Source organism: Enterobacter sp. BNK-16 (assembly GCF_048684955.1).
GTDB lineage: Bacteria > Pseudomonadota > Gammaproteobacteria > Enterobacterales > Enterobacteriaceae > Enterobacter > Enterobacter bugandensis.
The window spans coordinates 2,576,955-2,594,997 of the sequence record NZ_JBLQTQ010000001.1 but is presented as its reverse complement, the minus strand read 5'-3'; the positions used below and the strand labels follow the sequence as shown (position 1 = coordinate 2,594,997).

The following is an 18,043-nucleotide window of genomic DNA, read 5'->3' as shown; positions in this document are numbered from 1 at the left end:
CAAGGCCCAGGCCGAAAAATAAAAATCTCAACCCTATCAAATGGAAAATGACGCTCATGAAGATATCTACTCGCCGTATCGCATTCGCTCTCAGCTTAGCGTTGCCCGGCTCAATGACTTACGCAGCAACGGTGTATACGGGTGATAAAGTGCAGGGAGTGCCGGTTATCTCTACGCTGGATGTATCAGACCTGCCAGCAGGACAACATCGCTTTATGTTCGAGGGGGTGGAGACCGGAACGGGACAGCGCTGGTATGTCCCCATAATGGTGGCAAAAGGGAAAACGGACGGGAAGAAAGTCCTTCTGCAGGCGGGCGTCCACGGGGATGAGCTAAACGGCGTGCGCATCGTCCAAAAAGTGATGGAACAACTGGACCCCGCAAAAATGAACGGCAGCGTTGTTGGCATCATTGGCCCAAACCGCTCTGGCCTTGAGAGGGTCTCCCGGACGTGGTCTGTTTCAACCGATGGGGGTGAGACGATCGACTACAACCGCGTCCATCCAGGAAAAGAAACGGGTAACCCTGCCGAGCGCCAGGCATGGATGATGTGGAATAAGGTTTACAAGGGGAATGTCGACCTGGCGATTGACTATCATACCCAGTCTACCGGAACGGCTTATCCGCTGTTCATTTATGCCGACTACCGCAATGCGGATGCCCGGACAATTGCGGAACTTTTCCCGGCAGATCAAATTAAGAAAGACCCCGGTGAAGCCGGCTCAATGGAAACCACCTTTATTCAAAATGGTATCCCGGCGATAACGGCCGAGACGGGAGAGCCGAGGATTTACCAGCAGGATATGATTGCCCGGGGGTTAGAGGGTGCCCTCAATGTACTGATCCATTACAAGGTGATTGAAGGCAAAATCGGCGCAACCGCCAGCAGCAATAAAACGTATATTGGTAATGCGATCAGTTCCATACGAGCAACTACGGGTGGGTTCGCGGAAGTTTTCGTTAAACCCGGCGACACGGTAAAAGCAGGACAAGAGGTCGCCCTGCAGCGAAATGCTTTCGGTGATGTTGTCGCGAAGTATTCAGCGGAAAGGGACGGCAAAGTACTGGCAATTGGAACAGATGTGGTCAGAGAGCCCCGAGCCCTGCTGGTAAGAGTCCTTGAGCAAAACCCAGCCGCAACCTGCAAAGACGGCTGCTGATTACCGCCACAGCCCATCGTTGAATCGGCAAAAGCAGCTTATCGTCATTTCTTCGATATCATCCCCGGCAGGCGAAGCGCCGCCGGGGATGAGAAGCGTTATTGTTGCGCAAGCTGATTGCGACGATACTCCCCCTGCCGCTCCAGCATCCAGCCCGGATATTCACGCGGCAGCGCGCTGACGGCATCCAGCTGTTTAAGCTCGTCTTCGCTTAAGCGGATCCCGGTGGCGGCAATGTTGTCGTCCAGCTGTTCAACGCGCTTCGCGCCAATGATGACGCTGGTCACCGCCTTCTGGTGCAGCAGCCACGCCAGCGCGATTTGCGCCACGGAGGCGCCCTTGCTTTCGGCAATCACGCGCATCACGTCCACGCAGTCAAAGGCGCGATCTTTATTCACAGGCGGGAAGTCAAACTCCAGACGGCGGCTACCGGCTTCGCTCTGCCCGTCGCGACCATATTTTCCACTCAGCAGGCCGCCCGCCAGCGGGCTCCAGACCATCAGCCCGACGCCTTCGCTCTGCATCATCGGCACCAGCTCGCGCTCAAGATCGCGTCCGGCAATAGTGTAGTACGCCTGCAATGACGCAAAACGCGCCAGCCCGAGTCGCTCGGAAATGCCCAGCGCTTTGGCTATCTGCCACGCCGCCCAGTTCGAGACGCCGATGTAGCGCACGTGGCCGTGCTGCACCAGGTTATCCAGCGCATACAGCGTCTCCTCAATCGGCGTGGCCGGATCGAAACCGTGAAGCTGATAGAGATCGATATGATCGAGCTGCAGGCGGCGCAGGCTCTCCTTCACGCTGCTGATGATGTGATAGCGCGAGCTGCCGCGCGAGTTCACTCCCGCCGTCCCGGTTTCGCCAAATACTTTAGTCGCGACCACCACGTTCTCGCGCGGGACGTTGAGATTTTTCAGCGCCTGCCCGAGGATCACCTCCGAGCGCCCTTCCGAGTAAACGTCCGCGGTATCGATAAAGTTGATCCCGGCATCCAGCGCACGGCCCACCAGCTGTTCTGCTTCGCTCTGCTGGAGCTGACCAATCTTGCCCCACATGCCGCCTTCTCCGCCGAAGGTCATGGTGCCGAGGCACAGTTCAGAAACGAACAGACCGGTGTTGCCCAGTTTTTGATAACGCATAAGATAATCCTCGCATGTCGATTGGGTACCCGATAGTTATACCCGCCCCTCAGCCATCGCGAATGTGGCGTTCCTGTCCGTTTCTTGCCCAATCCTCTGAATATTTATCCGCGCGGGGCGTCGCCAAAGACGCTGTAGTCCGGCAGCTGCACCTGCTGATACGGCTCCCAGCCGCCGCCGAGCGCCTTGTAGAGCGCCACCAGATCGAGGGCGCTTTGTACCTGCGCCTGCGCGCGCTGCTGTTCGGCCTGCGCCAGCTGACGCTGGGCGTCCAGCACGTCAATAAAGCTGGCGATCCCCTGGCGATAGCTGTCGCTCGCCAGGTCAAAGGCGTTTTGCAGGGCATCAATGGTTTTCGCGAGACCCGCTTCACGCTGCTGGTCGGTGCGATAGCTCACCAGCGCGTTTTCGACATCGCCGAGCGCGGTCAGCACCGTCTGGCGATAGTCCAGTACCGCAGCACCCTGCTGCGCGCGCGCCACCTTAACGCTGGAGACCAGCCGACCACCCTGGAAAATCGGTATGGAAACCTGCGGGCCGAAGCTGTAGAAGTGGCTGCTCCAGTCGGTCAGCCAGCCGGATTCGCTGTTGCGCAGGCCAAACTGTCCGGAGAGGGTAAAGCTCGGGAACAGCTCGGCCACCGAGACGCCAATTTGCGCCGTGGCGGCATGAAGGTTGGCCTCCGCTTCGCGCACGTCCGGACGGCGGCGCGCCAGCGTGGACGGTATACCAGTCTGCACGATATCCGGCAGCGCGGGCATTGGCTGCGCGGATTGCAGCTCGCTATCCAGCGCCCCCGGCGGCTTGCCGAGCAGAATAGCCAGCCCGTTCATCGCCTGGCGTTCCTGGGCCTGATACTGCGGCAGCTGCGCTTCAAGATTGCCCAGCTGCGCCCGGGCGTTTTCCACGTCCATCTGCGGTGACAGCCCGCCGCGCTGGCGGCTTTCGGTCAGGTCCAGCGTCTGCTGCGCGCTTTTAATCTGTGTGTTCAGGGTAGCGATAATGCTCTGCGCCCCGCGCAGCTGGAGCCACGCGCGCGCCACTTCCGCTTCCAGCGACACCAGCGCATCGTTACGCTGTTCGATGGCGGCCTTCTGCTGTGCTTCGGCGGCTTCCACCTGACGGCGCACCTTACCCCAGAGGTCGATTTCCCACTGGGCGTCGAAGCTGCCCTGATAAAGGTTAATCGGCTGCGTCAGCGGTCCCAGCGCGCCTCTGAGTTCAGGGTCGACATTATCCAGCTGGTCGTACACGCCGTGGGATTTTAGCTCCCCTTCCAGCCCGAGCTGCTGGCGCGTCGCCTGCAGATTGCCGTTCACCGACGGGAAAAATGCCCCGCCCGCCTGGTTAATCTGTTCACGCGCCCCGGCAATGCGTAGTACCGTTTGCTGCAGCGTCAGGTTTCCGGCGATGGCGCGTTCAACCAGACTGTCGAGCTGCGGCGAGCCGAAGGTTTTCCACCAGCGCGGATTGGTCGCGGCGGAGGTGGTTTGCGATTTTACCGCGCTGTCGCCCTTATCGTTCCAGTGCGTAACGGCGGGTGGCGCAGGCTGCTGGTAGTCCGGCCCGACGGCGCAGCCCACCAGCAGCATCATTATCATCAGGGGGTGTAAACGTCTGTGTATCATCAGTGTGCTCCTGCACTCCCCTCGCTCTTAACCGGCGAGAGCAACAAACAAAACGGAATCAATAGCAAGGCCACCGCGCTCAGAATGGTGAAGACGTCGATGTAGGCCAAAAAGCGGGACTGCTCGATCATCGTCTGGTACATCCGCCCGGTGGCAATCCCGGTCGGATCGCCCACCTGGGTGGTGAAGTTCTGGATCGCCTGGGCGCTTTCGCGAATCGCCAGCTGGAACTGCTCATTAAACGGCGAGGCGTGGTAGGCAAGATGCGCGCTGTGCGCCTGCGCGCGCTCGGTGATGGCCGCCGTCGAGAGTGAAATCCCGATGGATCCCGCCACGTTGCGGAACATGGTAAACAGCGCCGCCGCATCGGCGTTGAGCCGTCTCGGTATCGAGATGAAGGCGATGGTGGTGAGCGGCACAAACAGGAACCCCAGACCTATCGACTGGGCGCTGCGGAACAACACCAGGGTTTCGAAGTCAATATCCGGCGTCAGCGTGCGCGACCAGAAGAACGACACCGCCAGGCAGGTAAAGCCAAAGGCGATGATCCAGCGCGTCTGCACCACCGGCATCAGCTTCAGCACCAGCGGGATCGTCAGCACGATCAGCACCGCGCCGGGCGAGAGCACCAGCCCGGACCAGGTGGCGGTATAGCCCAGATCCTGCTGCGCCAGCTGCGGGATCACCACCGAGCTGCCGTAGAGGATCATCGCCATCCCCGCCATCAGCAGGCTGGAGATCGCGAAGTTGCGGTCCTTCATGCAGTGCAGATCCACCACCGGCTTTTTGGCATACATCAGCCAGTAGATTGCGCCAATAATGCCGACCAGCGTCAGCACCGCGAAGGTGCGGATAAAGTTCGAGTAGAACCAGTCGTCATCCTCGCCCCGGTCGAGCATCACCTGCAAACAACCGAGACCGAGGGCGATCAGGCCGATCCCCGTCCAGTCGATGGTCAGCTTCTCTTTTGATTTGCTCTCCCACGGCGGATCTTCCAGCAGCTGGTAGATCGCCAGCACCGTCACAATCCCCACCGGGATGTTGATAAAGAACACCCAGCGCCAGGAGTAGTTGTCGGTGATCCAGCCCCCCAGCGTCGGGCCGAGCACCGGCGCGACGATAATCGCAATGGAGGAAAGCCCAAACGCTTTGCCCCTGTCCTCCGGCTTGAAGTAGTCAAGCAGCACCGACTGCTGGGTGGGCTGCAACCCGCCGCCAAAGAAGCCCTGCATCACGCGGAACAGGATGATTTGCCACAGCTCGGTGGCGATGCCGCACAGAAACGAGCAGATGGTGAACATCACAATGCAAATGAGGAAGAACTGCTTGCGGCCAAACAGCCGGCTCAGGAACGCCGAGATGGGCAGCACGATGCCGTTCGCCACCAGGTAGCTTGTCAGTACCCAGGTGGATTCGTCGTAGCTGGCCGAGAGCGACCCCGCCACGTGCGGCAGCGCGACGTTGACGATGGTGGTGTCCAGAATTTCCATGAACACCGCCAGGGTGACGACAATCGCCACCGCCCACGGGTTACTGGCGGGCTTCCAGTTATCGTGGCTATGATCCGTCATTCCACGGTGACCTTCGGTTCAACCGACAGCCCCAGCGGCAGCGGCTTGTTCGGATCCAGACCTTTATCAATGACGATTTTTACCGGCACGCGCTGAACAATCTTCACGAAGTTACCGGTGGCGTTTTCCGACGGGAAGGCGGAGAAGCGCGAGCCGCTGCCCTGCTGGATGCTGTCGATATGGCCTTCAAGCTCCATATCCGGCCAGGCATCCACGGAGACGCTAACCTTATCGCCGGGCTTCATGCGCTCAAGCTGGGACTCTTTAAAGTTCGCCACCACCCATACGTTCGGGGAGACCAGCGAGAACAGCGCGGTGCCCGCCTGAACCAGCGTGCCGGGCTGCACGTTGCGTTTGGTGACAAAGCCGTCGAACGGGGCGCGGACTTCGGTGTAAGAGAGGTTCAGATTCGCGGTTTCCAGCTGCGCTTTGGCCTGTTCGACCTGACGCTCGCGGGCTTCGACGTTGGTCTCCTGTTGGCGGATTTGCAGCTGTACCTGCTCCGCCACTTCCAGCTGCGCCTGTGCGCTGGCAAGGCCAGCCTGGGCGCTGCGCAGCTGAGCGTTCGCAGAATCAATACTTTGCTGGGTGGTCGCGCGCGGGTCAACGCCGCGCTGGCGCCGGTACTCCGCCTGCGCGTTCGCCAGATCGGCCTGCGCTTTCAACACCTGCGCTTTGGCTTCGTCACGCTGGGCGGGATACTGCACTTTTGAGAGCGCCAGCTGCGCCTGGGCCTGATGCAGCTGCGCGATAGCCAGCCCAAGCTGAGCCTGAGCCTGATCGCGCTGGGCGGTGGTATCACGCGGATCGATCACCACCAGCACATCCCCTTTCTTCACGCGCTGGTTATCCCGCACGCGAAGCTCGGTAACGTAGCCCGCCGTTTTGGGGGCAATGGTCACCACGTCGCCGTCGGTAAAGGCGTCGTCGGTGGTTTCTTCGTTGCGGGTTAAAAACCACCAGACTAGCGCCACGATCACCATCACGATGACCACGATGCCAAGGATAATTAACGGTTTTTTGCCCGGGCGTTTACGCTCGTTATTGTTTTTATCCTGCTCGTCAGCAGGTGGATTTTGTTCTTCTGCCATAATTCAGCAACGGTCCTGTCAGTGAGCGGCATCACACTATGCCGTTCACTAAAGCTAGGACGTTGCTATACATTTGCCAGGAAAAACTGACAAATTGCGCACTATATGAGAAGGAATAGTCCGAAACCGATCGCCGCAGCCCAGAGCAGCATCGGGATCGACCAGAGGTGGAAGCGCCACCAGATGCGACGGTCGTTGGCCATGCGCAGGGCGATCAGGTTTGCCAGGGAGCCGGGCAGCAGCCCAAACCCACCGATGTTCACCGCCCAGGCCAGCAGCGTGTCCGGCGGAACGTAGTTGAGCAGCAGAATGGTGGCAGGCACGTTGCTGATAAACTGCGACAGGCCAATCGCCGTCAGCCACAGCCCCGGCTGCGACAGCGTGCTGACGCTGTGCAGAACGTTTTGTAGCACCGGAAGCTGAATAAGCAGATGCACGTCGATGAACATCGCCATAAAGACCAGCAGCAGCGTCCAGTCCACGCTCACCAGCACGCGCCGCGCCAGCACGACAAAGCCCGCGGCGACGAGCAGGACGCCCGCCAGCTCATACTTCAGCTCCAGGGCGAACAGGAAGACGATATACAGCCCGAGGCAGCTCCAGACCAGCCGCGGCTGCCACTGCGGGCCCGTGGTCCCGCTATGGTATTGCAGCTTTTTATCCGGAAACGCGAACCAGCAGACCGCCAGCAGCGACAGCATCATCACCAGCGCCAGAGGCGCCATCTGCCAGGTAAAGGCGGCGAATGACAGACCGGAACGTCCCCAGAGAAGAATATTTTGCGGGTTGCCGATGGGCGTCAACAGAGAACCGGCGTTAACGGCGAGCGCTTCAAAGATAATCAGTCTGCTGACCGGGATCTCGCAAAGCTTACGCAGGGTGAGCGTGAGGGGCACGATGATAAACAGCGCCACATCGTTGGTCAGAAACGTCGACAGCACCGCGGCGGAGAAGACCATAAACAGGGCCAGCCTGCGCTCGGTGGCAAAACGGCGCACCATTTTACGCCCCAGGACGTCAAAATAGCCGCTCAGCTCGACCCCTTTGGTCAGCATCATTAACCCGCTCAGGGTGATGATGGTGCGCCAGTCAATCGCCGCAGACCAGGCCTGTGGCGCAAACGGCACAAACAGGCTTAACCCGGCGCCAATGATTAATAAGAGATGGAAGAAACGATCGCGTGAGAGGGCCTGCAGTCCAGGGATTTTCATTCAGCGGAGGGACCATATTTAAGGGTAAATTCGCGAAACTTCACCAGCGTCTCTTCGCTAACGTGGTGCTCCATTCCTTCAGCATCCCGACGGGCAATTTCCGGGCTGACGCCCAGCACCAGCAAAAAGTTCTCGACAAGCTGATGGCGCTCGCGGCTCTCCTGCGCAAGCTTCTCCCCTTCCGGCGTCAGAAACACGCCGCGCCAGGGGATCATTTCGATCAGGCCTACCGAGGCCAGACGTTTTAACATTTTAGCGACCGTCGGCTGCGAAACCCCCAGCCTGGCGGCCATATCGACCTGACGCGCTTCCCCAACCTCGCGGATCAGATCGGAAATCAGTTCAACATAATCATCAATCAGTTCACGCCGGTGCGCTTCACGGACCTGGCGAAAACCTTCGACATGTTCTTCAACATTCACCAGTTGCGTCGTTTTTTTAATGGCTGGCTTACCTGCGCGACGGTTCATTGTACTTCCTCATTGGGGTGACGCTTCCAGCGCCCGGTATCGAGAGCGCACATTGTAAACCATCCCTCCACAAGCACAAAAAATTAACGAAATAGCCATAGCTATACAATATAGCCTGTGCTATATCTGTATGTAATGCAGTCACCCTTCACGGATCGAAGGGATCAAACATCAGGAGGTCTCATGAACGAATTCAAGAGGTGTATGAACGTGTTTACCCACTCTCCTTTTAAAGTGCGCTTAATGCTGTTGAACATGCTGTGCGATATGTTTAACAACAAACCGCATCAGGACGACAAACCTTCCCACTAAGCGGCGTTGCGGTACGCCGCTTCATTTTTCTGTCACACTTCCGCTGTAAACTGACCAATTCCCGATAATTTTTGCGGATTTGCAGCCCCCTTCGCAAAACATCTGTTTAGCAACTGTTGACCTTAATTCACGCTCGCACTATCTTCTTGCAGCCCTGCACAATTTGCGGCTCGCTGAAGCGGACCTCTCATTCCCTTTCCACGCACTGTCCGGCAGGCTTTGACCCTTGGCGCCAGGGTGAGCACATGGCGTTTTTGTGATAGTGACCTATGAATGTAACCCTGATAGATACCATCGTTACCCGCAGCCGGGCCTTAAGCCCGTGGACGGGATTTTACTTTTTGCAGTCGCTGCTGATTAACTTTGCGCTCGGCTATCCCTTCAGCCTGCTTTATGCAGTGGCTTTCACCTGCATCCTGCATGTGCTGTGGCGAGCGGCCCCGCGCGTGCAGAAAGCGTTGGTAGGGGTCTGTTCGCTGATTGCTGCGATGTATTTCCCGTTTGGCCAGGCCTACGGCGCGCCAAACTTCAACACCCTGCTGGCGCTGCACTCCACCAATATGGAAGAGTCGACGGAGATCCTGACGATCTTCCCCTGGTACAGCTACGTCGTCGGCCTCTTTATCTTTGCGCTTGGCGTCATCGCGGTTCGTCGCAAAGCAGACGCGAAGAGATCATGGGGAAAAATGGAGTCTCTGTGCCTGGCGTTTAGCGTGGGGACGTTTTTCGTTGCGCCGGTGCAAAACCTGGCCTGGGGCGGCGTGTTCAAGCTGAAAGATACGGGCTATCCGGTGTTCCGTTTCGTTAAAGACGTCGTCGTGAACAATAAAGAGGTTCTCGACGAGCAGGCGCGCATGGCTGAACTTTCCAATATGAAAGACACCTGGAACGTGCTGGCGGTTAAGCCGAAATACCATACCTATGTGGTGGTGATTGGCGAGAGCGCACGTCGCGACGCGCTGGGCGCATTCGGCGGGCACTGGAATAACACACCGTTTGCCAGCTCTGTCAACGGCACCCTGTTTACCGATTATGTGGCGGCCAGCGGCTCGACGCAGAAATCGCTCGGCCTGACGCTGAACCGCGTGGTGGATGGCAAACCTCAGTTTCAGGATAATTTTGTCACGCTGGCCAACCGCGCCGGTTTTCAGACCTGGTGGTTCTCCAATCAGGGGCAAATCGGCGAATACGACACCGCCATCGCCAGTATTGCTAAGCGTGCTGACGAAGTGCAGTTCCTGAAGAGCGGCGACTTTGAAGCCGACAAAAACACCAAAGACGAGGCGCTGCTGAAGATGACGGCGCAGGTCTTTGCTACCCAGCGCACCCAGCCGCAGCTGATTGTTCTGCACCTGATGGGATCGCACCCGCAGGCCTGCGATCGCACTGGCGGTAAATACGCGGAGTTTGTGCAGTCGAAAGAGACCTCTTGCTATCTCTATACCATGACGCAAACCGACGAGCTGCTCAGCAAGCTTTACGATCAGCTGCGCAACACGGGCGAAAGCTTCTCTGTGGTCTATTTCTCGGATCACGGGCTGGCGTTTAAAGAGCGTGGCAAAGAAGTGCAGTATCTGGCGCACGACGACCAGTTCCAGCAGAATTTCCAGGTACCGTTTATGGTGCTGTCGAGTGATGATAAAACGCATCGCGTTATCAAAGCGCGGCGCTCGGCGAATGATTTCCTGCAGTTCTTCTCGCAGTGGACGGGGATTAAGGCCAAAGAGATAAAAAATGATTACCCGTTTATCTCCAACAAGAAAGCGCCCCAAGTGTACGTTACCAACTTCAAGTTACAGAAAGTTGACTATAACCATCTGGGTACCGATATTTTTGATATTAAGAGTAAGTAAGCTGTGCGATCTCGTGCGGTCTGATGCCCTCACCCTGGCCCTCTCCCACAAGGAAAGGGAAAAAGCTAAAAAAAAATCCGCCACATTGGGCGGATTTTTTATTAGCTCACCGAAGTGATTAGAAGCGGTAACCTACGCCCGCGATCCAGGTGCCAACGTCAACGTTGCGGATACGGCTCTGCTCATAGGAGAAGTCCAGAGCCACGTCCTGGATTGGGTTGAACTGCAGGCCTGCGCCATAGGAGAAGCCGTAGTCGCTGTTGCTTGCAGTGCGGTTCAGACCCTGGTTTTCGGTCTGCTGGAATTTACCGTAGCCAACACCTACAACACCGTAGATGCTCGCCCAGTCGTTCAGACGGTAAGCTGGACCAGCAGTGATACCGTAGTACTGGCCTTTGTTGTATGCGCCGTTTTCAGTACGATCTTTCTCGGTGTAGGTGAAAGAACCGATCACGCCCAGCGGGTTGTTATCCTGCTCGTAACGATACTTCAGGTTGAAACCGTTGGTTTTGTTCATCACGCCCTGCATATCGCTCTGAGCGTAACCACCAGTTACAGTAGAAGTAGCAGCTACAGCGGTACCTGCGGAAACAGCCAGTACAGCGGCCAGTGCTGAAAGACATGCAATTTTTTTCATAACCACCTCAAATGTGCTTCAAGTAAGTCCGTAAGTTTTAAATATATCAAAAAATTTTGCGAAACTCTTTGTGATTCGTGATGTCTAATGAGGCCTTTCCTGTAACAGAACGTTTCCAACCTCAGCTAACTCTTTCAAATCACATGCGATTTTTCCTACTAAACGCCCATATTGCGCGTCTGCGCCGTTACATTCATCCAGATTATTCCTAATCTTTCAGGTGATAAATCCACCAGCGCTTAACCATTTTACGGATTTCACGGGTCTTTTTTTTCAACCTAGTCTCAACCGTAGCTGTATATTTCCTTTACACTGCAACCTTTACTCCACTTGACATTAGCTGACAGGAGAAAGGATGCCTGGGTTATCCCGCACGTCGTCGGTCTGGTTGCCGGTAGCCGTCATACTTATTGCCATGTTGTCCATCCAAAGCGGTGCTTCGCTGGCAAAATCGCTTTTTCCACTGGTGGGTGCGCCCGGGGTAACAGCCCTGCGTATCGTGCTGGGAACGGCGATACTGGTCGTCATCTTCAAACCCTGGCGTCTGCGCTTCAAAAAAGAGCAACGTCTTCCCCTGCTTTTTTATGGTCTGTCCCTCGGGGCAATGAACTATATGTTCTACCTCTCCATCCAGACCATCCCGCTGGGGATTGCCGTCGCGCTGGAGTTTACCGGCCCGCTGGCGGTCGCGCTTTTCTCGTCACGTCGTCCGGTGGATTTTATCTGGGTCGTGCTGGCCGTTCTGGGCTTATGGTTCCTGCTGCCGCTCGGCCAGAATGTCTCTGAGATAGATCTCACGGGCGCAGCGCTGGCGCTGGGAGCAGGAGCCTGCTGGGCTGTCTATATACTCACCGGGCAGCGAGCGGGTGAAGAGCATGGCCCGGCAACGGTCGCCCTGGGTTCCGTGATTGCGGCTATCGTTTTTGTGCCGATCGGTATGGCGCAGGCCACGGAGTCTATCTGGCAATGGTCAGTCATGCCCATCGGGCTGGCGGTCGCTATTCTTTCAACGGCACTCCCCTATTCTCTGGAGATGATTGCCCTGACGCGTCTGCCGACGCGCATATTTGGCACCCTGATGAGCATGGAGCCCGCCCTTGCGGCGATCTCCGGGATGGTGTTCCTGGGCGAAACGCTGACGTTTACCCAGACGCTGGCGCTCTGCTCAATTATCGCGGCGTCAATGGGGTCAACGCTCACCATGCGCCCTGAACCCAAAGTTGAGAAAATCGACATCGGCTAATGCCATATATTCTGCATGGCTTCACGGCCATGCAGAATAAAGGCCAGAATGCCATCCGTTATAATTTCTTACATAGTTTGTCATATTACCGAAATATCCTTCCCCACCCATTCTCCTCTATGCGAATTAAGATTGATCTGTATCAATTTTAAAATTATCTTTTAATTTCAATAAATTAAATTATCAACCTCCTTCTTGCTATTAAACCGATAGGCACAGCCAGACCGCAGAGAAAAAATCCGGTGCTATACTTAGTTCCGTAATTACCTGGGACATAAACATCAAGAGGATATGAGATTATGAGTACCGCTAAACTGGTGAAAACGAAAGCGTCTAATCTGCTTTATACCCGTAACGATGTATCGGATAGCGACAAAAAAGCGACCATTGAGTTGCTGAATCGCCAGGTGATCCAGTTCATCGATCTTTCGCTGATCACCAAACAGGCCCACTGGAATATGCGCGGTGCAAACTTCATTGCCGTCCATGAAATGCTGGATGGCTTCCGCACAGCACTGGTGACACACCTCGATACGATGGCTGAACGTGCCGTTCAGCTGGGTGGTGTCGCGCTTGGGACCACGCAGGTGATCAACAGCAAAACGCCGCTGAAAAGCTACCCGCTGGATATCCACACCGTTCAGGATCACCTGAAAGAGCTGGCGGACCGCTACGCGATTGTGGCCAATGACGTGCGCAAAGCGATTAGCGAAGCCAAGGATGAAGATACCGCAGACATCTTCACCGCCGCGTCCCGCGACCTGGATCAGTTCCTGTGGTTTATCGAATCTAACATCGAGTAATCCATAAGACTTTCCTGTCAAACCCTCGCCTCTGGTGAGGGTTTTGCACATTTATGGTGCACAGTTTTTGCCTGAGACGGTGCAAAAGTGAATAAATTGTAATAATCACCTCACACAACCGTTAATGGAAGATTGTTTTTTCGTCAGAATTTACGCTTAATATCTCCCCGTCAGTTGACCCAAACGAAGCGCACCAAAATGGTGCTCCATGCTGGTGCAACACGACATCATTGCCACGCTTTTTGTGCAATGTATGATTTCATCCCCTTTGTAAAACAACAACTTGTAAAGTTGGCACGATTTTTTCATTGTGCCAGTCGTTCTCGCAGGGGATCGCCCCGTGGATATAAAAGGAAATGCTATGAAGTCTGTATTAAAAGTTTCACTGGCTGCACTTACCCTGGCTTTTGCGGTGTCCTCTCAGGCTGCCGACAAACTGGTTGTGGCGACCGACACGGCGTTCGTTCCGTTTGAATTCAAACAGGGTGACAAATACGTTGGTTTTGATGTTGATCTGTGGGCCGCTATCGCCAAAGAACTCAAACTGGACTACACCCTGAAGCCGATGGACTTCAGCGGCATCATCCCGGCGCTGCAAACCAAAAACGTCGATCTGGCGCTGGCGGGCATCACCATTACCGAAGAACGTAAAAAAGCGATCGACTTCTCTGACGGCTACTACAAAAGCGGCCTGCTGGTGATGGTCAAAGCGGATAATAACGACGTAAAAAGCGTGAAAGACCTCGACGGTAAAGTGGTGGCAGTGAAGAGCGGCACCGGTTCCGTGGATTACGCGAAAGCGAACATCAAAACCAAAGACCTGCGCCAGTTCCCGAACATTGACAACGCGTATATGGAACTCGGCACCAACCGTGCTGACGCTGTTCTGCACGACACGCCGAACATCCTGTACTTCATTAAAACGGCTGGTAACGGCAAGTTCAAAGCCGTGGGCGACTCTCTGGAAGCTCAGCAGTACGGTATCGCGTTCCCGAAAGGCAGCGACGATCTGCGCACGAAAGTTAACGGCGCGCTGAAAACGCTGAAAGAGAACGGCACTTACAACGAAATCTATAAAAAATGGTTCGGTACTGAGCCTAAATAATTTTACCTGAATTCAGGTTTATAGCGCCCGGCGGCGCTCACGCTGGCCGGGCCTACATTTTTCGTTTTTCACCACGGTATACAGGAATACATCATGCAGTTTGACTGGAGCGCCATCTGGCCTGCCATTCCACTCTTGCTTGAAGGCGCTAAAATGACCCTGTGGATTTCGGTCCTGGGTCTGGTAGGTGGGTTGATTATCGGTCTTGTCGCCGGTTTCGCCCGCACCTACGGTGGCTGGATTGCAAACCACATCGCACTGGTTTTCATCGAAGTGATCCGCGGCACGCCGATTGTCGTGCAGGTCATGTTTATCTACTTCGCCCTGCCAATGGCCTTCACCGACCTGCGCATCGATCCGTTCAGCGCGGCCGTCGTGACCATTATGATCAACTCGGGCGCCTACATCGCGGAAATCACCCGCGGGGCGGTGCTGTCGATTCATAAAGGTTTCAGCGAAGCCGGTCTGGCATTAGGTCTTTCTCGTCGCGAAACGATCCGTCACGTTATTCTCCCGCTGGCGCTGCGCCGCATGCTGCCGCCGCTGGGTAACCAGTGGATCATCAGCATTAAAGATACATCGCTGTTCATCGTTATCGGCGTGGCCGAACTGACCCGTCAGGGCCAGGAAATCATTGCGGGCAACTTCCGCGCGCTGGAAATCTGGAGTGCGGTCGCCGTCGTTTATCTGATCATTACGCTGGTACTGAGCTTCGTTCTGCGCCGTCTTGAAAGAAGGATGAAAATCCTGTGATTGAATTTAAAAACGTCTCCAAGCACTTTGGCCCAACCCAGGTGCTGCACAATATCGATCTGAATATCAAGCAGGGTGAAGTGGTGGTGATTATCGGGCCTTCCGGTTCCGGTAAATCGACCCTGCTGCGCTGCATCAACAAGCTGGAAGAGATCACCAGCGGCGATCTGATCGTTGACGGTCTGAAGGTAAACGACCCGAAAGTGGACGAGCGTCTGATTCGTCAGGAAGCGGGCATGGTATTCCAGCAGTTCTACCTGTTCCCGCACCTGACGGCGCTGGAAAACGTGATGTTTGGCCCACTGCGCGTGCGCGGTGCCAACAAAGCGGCGGCGGAAGCGCTGGCAAAAGATCTGCTGGCGAAGGTTGGCCTGGCGGAGCGTGCGCACCACTACCCTTCCGAGCTCTCCGGCGGCCAGCAGCAGCGCGTGGCGATTGCGCGCGCGCTGGCGGTGAAACCGAAGATGATGCTGTTTGATGAGCCGACGTCCGCACTCGACCCGGAGCTGCGCCACGAGGTGCTGAAAGTCATGCAGGATCTGGCGGAAGAAGGGATGACGATGGTGATCGTGACCCACGAAATCGGCTTTGCTGAGAAAGTGGCTTCCCGCCTGATCTTTATTGATAAAGGCCGCATCGCCGAAGACGGTAACCCGCAGGAATTGATCGCGAATCCGCCTAGCCAGCGTCTGCAGGAGTTCCTGCAGCACGTCTCCTGATCCCTCGCTACATACCGAGCCGGGCTTGCCCGGCTTTTTTACGCCAGATTGTTCCCAAAAACTCCCCTCCGCCTCTCGCCCTCTATACTTATCATTTTGCACGATATTTTTGTCGGAGGACGCCGTGCCGTGGATCCTGCTGCTGTTGATAAGCCTGTTTAGTGCGCCATCGCTCGCCGTGGCAATCCCCGGCGTCACCACCGGAGCAACTGCTACTCAGCAAAATACGCCGCCTCCGGAGCCGGATGCAGAACAAAAAAAAGCGGCCTATAGCGCACTTGCCGACGTCCTTGAGAATGACACCTCCCGGCAGGAGCTGATCGATCAGTTGAGGAAGGTGGCCGCCACGCCGCCTCAGGATCCGGTTCCGACCATTACGCCACCGCAGGTCGAAGAGGAAAAGACGGTACTGGAAAACGTCACCGACATCAGCCGCCGCTACGGGGAAGCCCTGTCGTCGCGTTTTCCCAGCTCTATCGAAATCTTGTTGGCACCTCGCATAAACCTTTTAATCCCCACACCTTCACCGCAGCCGCCACGCAGTTTGCGATTCTGGCGGGTGCCGTATTCATTTTTTACTGGCTGCTGCGCCTGTGCGCCTGGCCGCTCTACCGGAAGATGGGCCACTGGGGACGGAAAAAAAATCAGCATAAAAGCAGCTGGCTGCACCTCCCGGCCATGATTACCGGAGCGTTTATCATCGATTTACTGCTGCTGGCCCTGACGCTGTTTGTCGGTCAGGTGCTGGCGGACCGCCTCAATACGGGCAACAAAACCATTGCCTTCCAGCAGGCGCTCTTCCTGAATGCGTTTGCGCTCATCGAATTTTTTAAAGCGGTGCTGCGCGTCATCTTTTGCCCGCGCGTGCCTGAACTTCGCCCTTTCAACATCAACGACGACAGCGCTAAATACTGGGCCGTGCGGCTAAGCGTGCTCAGCGGGCTGATAGGATACGGCCTGCTGGTTGCCGTGCCGATTATCTCCAACCAGGTTAACGTGCAGTTTGGCGCGCTGGCGAACGTGCTGATTATGCTCTGTATAACCGTCTGGTCTCTGTACCTTATCTTTCACAATAAAAGGACGATCACCGAGAGTCTGCTGCATCTGGCCGACCGTTCCCTCTCTTTCTTCAGCCTGTTTATCCGCGCCTTCGCGCTGGTGTGGCACTGGCTGGCAAGCGCGTATTTTATTGTGCTGTGCTTCTTCTCGCTGTTCGACCCGGGAAACAGCCTGAAATTTATGATGGGGGCGACGTTTAAAAGCCTGGCGATTATCGGCATCGCGGCGTTTGTGTCCGGGCTGCTGTCCCGCTGGATCTCGAAAACCATCACCCTGTCGCCGCAGGTGCAGCGTAATTACCCGGAACTGCAAAAACGGGTGAACGGCTGGATGTCGGTATCGCTGAAGGTGGCGCGCATTCTGACCGTCTGCGTGGCGATCATGCTGCTGCTGAATGCGTGGAGCCTGTTTGATTTCTGGAACTGGCTGCATAACGGCGCAGGCGAGAAGACCGTCGATATTTTAATTCGTATCGCGCTGATTCTGTTCTTCTCCGCCGTCGGCTGGACGCTGCTGGCAAGCCTTATCGAGAACCGTCTGGTATCGGATATTCACGGCAGACCGCTCCCCAGCGCCCGCGCGCGCACGCTGTTAACCCTGTTCCGCAATGCGCTGGCGGTGATCATCAGCACCATCACCATCATGATTGTGCTGTCGGAAATCGGCGTGAATATCGCCCCGCTGCTGGCGGGTGCAGGCGCGCTGGGGCTGGCGATCTCTTTCGGCTCGCAAACGCTGGTGAAGGATATTATTACCGGCATCTTTATCCAGTTTGAGAACGGGATGAACACAGGGGATCTGGTGACCATCGGGCCGCTGACCGGTACCGTGGAGCGGATGTCGATTCGTTCGGTAGGCGTGCGTCAGGATACCGGGGCATATCACATCATTCCCTGGTCATCGATCACTACCTTCGCCAACTTTGTGCGCGGCATTGGCTCCGTTGTGGCCAACTACGATGTGGATCGTCATGAAGATGCCGACAAAGCGAAGCAGGCGCTGCGGGATGCGGTCAGTGAACTGATGGAAATGGAGGATATTCGCGGGCTGGTGATTGGCGAGCCGTCGTTTGCCGGCATCGTTGGGCTGACCAACACGGCTTTCACCCTGCGCGTGTCGTTCACCACCCAGCCGCTGAAGCAGTGGACGGTGCGCTTTGCCCTCGACAGCATGGTGAAAAAGCACTTCGATCTGGCGAACGTGCGAACGCCGGTGCAGACGTATCAGGTATTGTCGCCGCCCGCCTCGCCGCTCCCTCCGCAGGAGCCGACGCTGTAACCGAGCCGGGT

General features: G+C 56.3%; 15 protein-coding genes and 1 pseudogene. 9 read left to right on the top strand and 7 right to left on the bottom strand.

The window, feature by feature from the left end:
* Positions 1-56 precede the first annotated feature (56 nt).
* Positions 57-1,160, top strand: a complete 1,104-nt coding sequence (locus ACMGGH_RS12410; protein WP_232948010.1) for a succinylglutamate desuccinylase/aspartoacylase family protein — start codon at positions 57-59, stop codon at positions 1,158-1,160.
* 98 nt (positions 1,161-1,258) lie between these two features.
* Here the strand turns inward: ACMGGH_RS12410 and ACMGGH_RS12405 are convergent, their stop codons facing one another.
* The 6 genes from ACMGGH_RS12405 to mntR all read right to left on the bottom strand — a co-directional run bounded on the left by ACMGGH_RS12405 (position 1,259) and on the right by mntR (position 8,270).
* Positions 1,259-2,299 carry an aldo/keto reductase gene (locus ACMGGH_RS12405; protein ID WP_232948009.1) on the bottom strand — a complete coding sequence of 347 codons (1,041 nt, stop codon included), beginning with the start codon at positions 2,297-2,299 and terminating at the stop codon, positions 1,259-1,261.
* Positions 2,300-2,403: 104 nt separating this feature from the next.
* Positions 2,404-3,927, bottom strand: coding sequence for an efflux transporter outer membrane subunit (locus ACMGGH_RS12400; RefSeq protein ID WP_028012454.1), 1,524 nt, complete (start codon positions 3,925-3,927; stop codon positions 2,404-2,406).
* Positions 3,927-5,498, bottom strand: coding sequence for a DHA2 family efflux MFS transporter permease subunit (locus ACMGGH_RS12395; RefSeq protein WP_028012453.1), 1,572 nt, complete (start codon positions 5,496-5,498; stop codon positions 3,927-3,929). Before ACMGGH_RS12395 ends, ACMGGH_RS12400 begins: the two co-directional genes overlap by 1 nt.
* Positions 5,495-6,589, bottom strand: coding sequence for an HlyD family secretion protein (locus tag ACMGGH_RS12390; RefSeq protein ID WP_041910714.1), 1,095 nt, complete (start codon positions 6,587-6,589; stop codon positions 5,495-5,497). Before ACMGGH_RS12390 ends, ACMGGH_RS12395 begins: the two co-directional genes overlap by 4 nt.
* A gap of 101 nt (positions 6,590-6,690) precedes the next feature.
* Entirely contained in the window at positions 6,691-7,800 is a 1,110-nt protein-coding gene (locus tag ACMGGH_RS12385) for an anion transporter (RefSeq protein ID WP_049136963.1), read from the bottom strand.
* Entirely contained in the window at positions 7,797-8,270 is a 474-nt protein-coding gene (gene mntR, locus ACMGGH_RS12380) for a manganese-binding transcriptional regulator MntR (protein ID WP_028012450.1), read from the bottom strand. The genes ACMGGH_RS12385 and mntR overlap by 4 nt, the downstream gene beginning before the upstream one ends.
* A 183-nt stretch (positions 8,271-8,453) precedes the next feature.
* Between mntR and mntS the strand changes: the two genes are divergently transcribed.
* Together mntS and ACMGGH_RS12370 are read left to right on the top strand one after the other, a co-directional pair.
* On the top strand, positions 8,454-8,582 hold the full coding sequence (mntS, locus tag ACMGGH_RS12375) for a manganase accumulation protein MntS (RefSeq protein WP_032644847.1): 129 nt from the start codon (positions 8,454-8,456) through the stop codon (positions 8,580-8,582).
* Positions 8,583-8,851: 269 nt separating this feature from the next.
* Entirely contained in the window at positions 8,852-10,435 is a 1,584-nt protein-coding gene (locus ACMGGH_RS12370; protein ID WP_227442590.1) for a phosphoethanolamine transferase, read from the top strand.
* 118 nt (positions 10,436-10,553) lie between these two features.
* On the opposite strand, the gene ompX is transcribed toward ACMGGH_RS12370, so the two are convergent.
* Complete coding sequence (gene ompX / locus ACMGGH_RS12365) at positions 10,554-11,072, bottom strand: outer membrane protein OmpX (RefSeq protein WP_028012448.1); 519 nt, start codon at positions 11,070-11,072, stop codon at positions 10,554-10,556.
* Positions 11,073-11,427: 355 nt separating this feature from the next.
* Between ompX and rhtA the strand changes: the two genes are divergently transcribed.
* The 6 genes and pseudogenes from rhtA to ybiO all read left to right on the top strand — a co-directional run bounded on the left by rhtA (position 11,428) and on the right by ybiO (position 18,032).
* Positions 11,428-12,315: a threonine/homoserine exporter RhtA gene (rhtA, locus tag ACMGGH_RS12360; RefSeq protein ID WP_041910716.1), complete on the top strand. Its 888-nt coding sequence runs from the start codon at positions 11,428-11,430 to the stop codon at positions 12,313-12,315.
* A gap of 299 nt (positions 12,316-12,614) precedes the next feature.
* Positions 12,615-13,118: a DNA starvation/stationary phase protection protein Dps gene (dps, locus tag ACMGGH_RS12355; protein WP_008501171.1), complete on the top strand. Its 504-nt coding sequence runs from the start codon at positions 12,615-12,617 to the stop codon at positions 13,116-13,118.
* Between the two features lie 361 nt (positions 13,119-13,479).
* The gene (glnH, locus tag ACMGGH_RS12350; protein WP_014831177.1) at positions 13,480-14,223 is read left to right on the top strand and encodes a glutamine ABC transporter substrate-binding protein GlnH; all 744 of its coding nucleotides are present in this window, start codon (positions 13,480-13,482) and stop codon (positions 14,221-14,223) included.
* Between the two features lie 93 nt (positions 14,224-14,316).
* The gene (glnP, locus tag ACMGGH_RS12345; RefSeq protein WP_003858462.1) at positions 14,317-14,976 is read left to right on the top strand and encodes a glutamine ABC transporter permease GlnP; all 660 of its coding nucleotides are present in this window, start codon (positions 14,317-14,319) and stop codon (positions 14,974-14,976) included.
* Positions 14,973-15,695: a glutamine ABC transporter ATP-binding protein GlnQ gene (gene glnQ / locus ACMGGH_RS12340; protein ID WP_028012446.1), complete on the top strand. Its 723-nt coding sequence runs from the start codon at positions 14,973-14,975 to the stop codon at positions 15,693-15,695. The genes glnP and glnQ overlap by 4 nt, the downstream gene beginning before the upstream one ends.
* Positions 15,696-15,819: 124 nt before the next feature.
* Positions 15,820-18,032 (top strand): annotated as a pseudogene (gene ybiO / locus ACMGGH_RS12335) (mechanosensitive channel protein).
* The last annotated feature ends 11 nt before the right edge of the window (positions 18,033-18,043 follow it).

Excerpts from the sequence above, each read along its gene's own strand:
- ACMGGH_RS12410 (WP_232948010.1), top strand. The coding sequence starts at position 57 with ATGAAGATATCTACTCGCCGTATCGCATTCGCTCTCAGCTTAGCGTTG.
- ACMGGH_RS12405 (WP_232948009.1), bottom strand. The coding sequence starts at position 2,299 with ATGCGTTATCAAAAACTGGGCAACACCGGTCTGTTCGTTTCTGAACTG.
- ACMGGH_RS12400 (WP_028012454.1), bottom strand. The coding sequence starts at position 3,927 with ATGATACACAGACGTTTACACCCCCTGATGATAATGATGCTGCTGGTG.
- ACMGGH_RS12395 (WP_028012453.1), bottom strand. The coding sequence starts at position 5,498 with ATGACGGATCATAGCCACGATAACTGGAAGCCCGCCAGTAACCCGTGG.
- ACMGGH_RS12390 (WP_041910714.1), bottom strand. The coding sequence starts at position 6,589 with ATGGCAGAAGAACAAAATCCACCTGCTGACGAGCAGGATAAAAACAAT.
- ACMGGH_RS12385 (WP_049136963.1), bottom strand. The coding sequence starts at position 7,800 with ATGAAAATCCCTGGACTGCAGGCCCTCTCACGCGATCGTTTCTTCCAT.
- mntR (WP_028012450.1), bottom strand. The coding sequence starts at position 8,270 with ATGAACCGTCGCGCAGGTAAGCCAGCCATTAAAAAAACGACGCAACTG.
- mntS (WP_032644847.1), top strand. The coding sequence starts at position 8,454 with ATGAACGAATTCAAGAGGTGTATGAACGTGTTTACCCACTCTCCTTTT.
- ACMGGH_RS12370 (WP_227442590.1), top strand. The coding sequence starts at position 8,852 with ATGAATGTAACCCTGATAGATACCATCGTTACCCGCAGCCGGGCCTTA.
- ompX (WP_028012448.1), bottom strand. The coding sequence starts at position 11,072 with ATGAAAAAAATTGCATGTCTTTCAGCACTGGCCGCTGTACTGGCTGTT.
- rhtA (WP_041910716.1), top strand. The coding sequence starts at position 11,428 with ATGCCTGGGTTATCCCGCACGTCGTCGGTCTGGTTGCCGGTAGCCGTC.
- dps (WP_008501171.1), top strand. The coding sequence starts at position 12,615 with ATGAGTACCGCTAAACTGGTGAAAACGAAAGCGTCTAATCTGCTTTAT.
- glnH (WP_014831177.1), top strand. The coding sequence starts at position 13,480 with ATGAAGTCTGTATTAAAAGTTTCACTGGCTGCACTTACCCTGGCTTTT.
- glnP (WP_003858462.1), top strand. The coding sequence starts at position 14,317 with ATGCAGTTTGACTGGAGCGCCATCTGGCCTGCCATTCCACTCTTGCTT.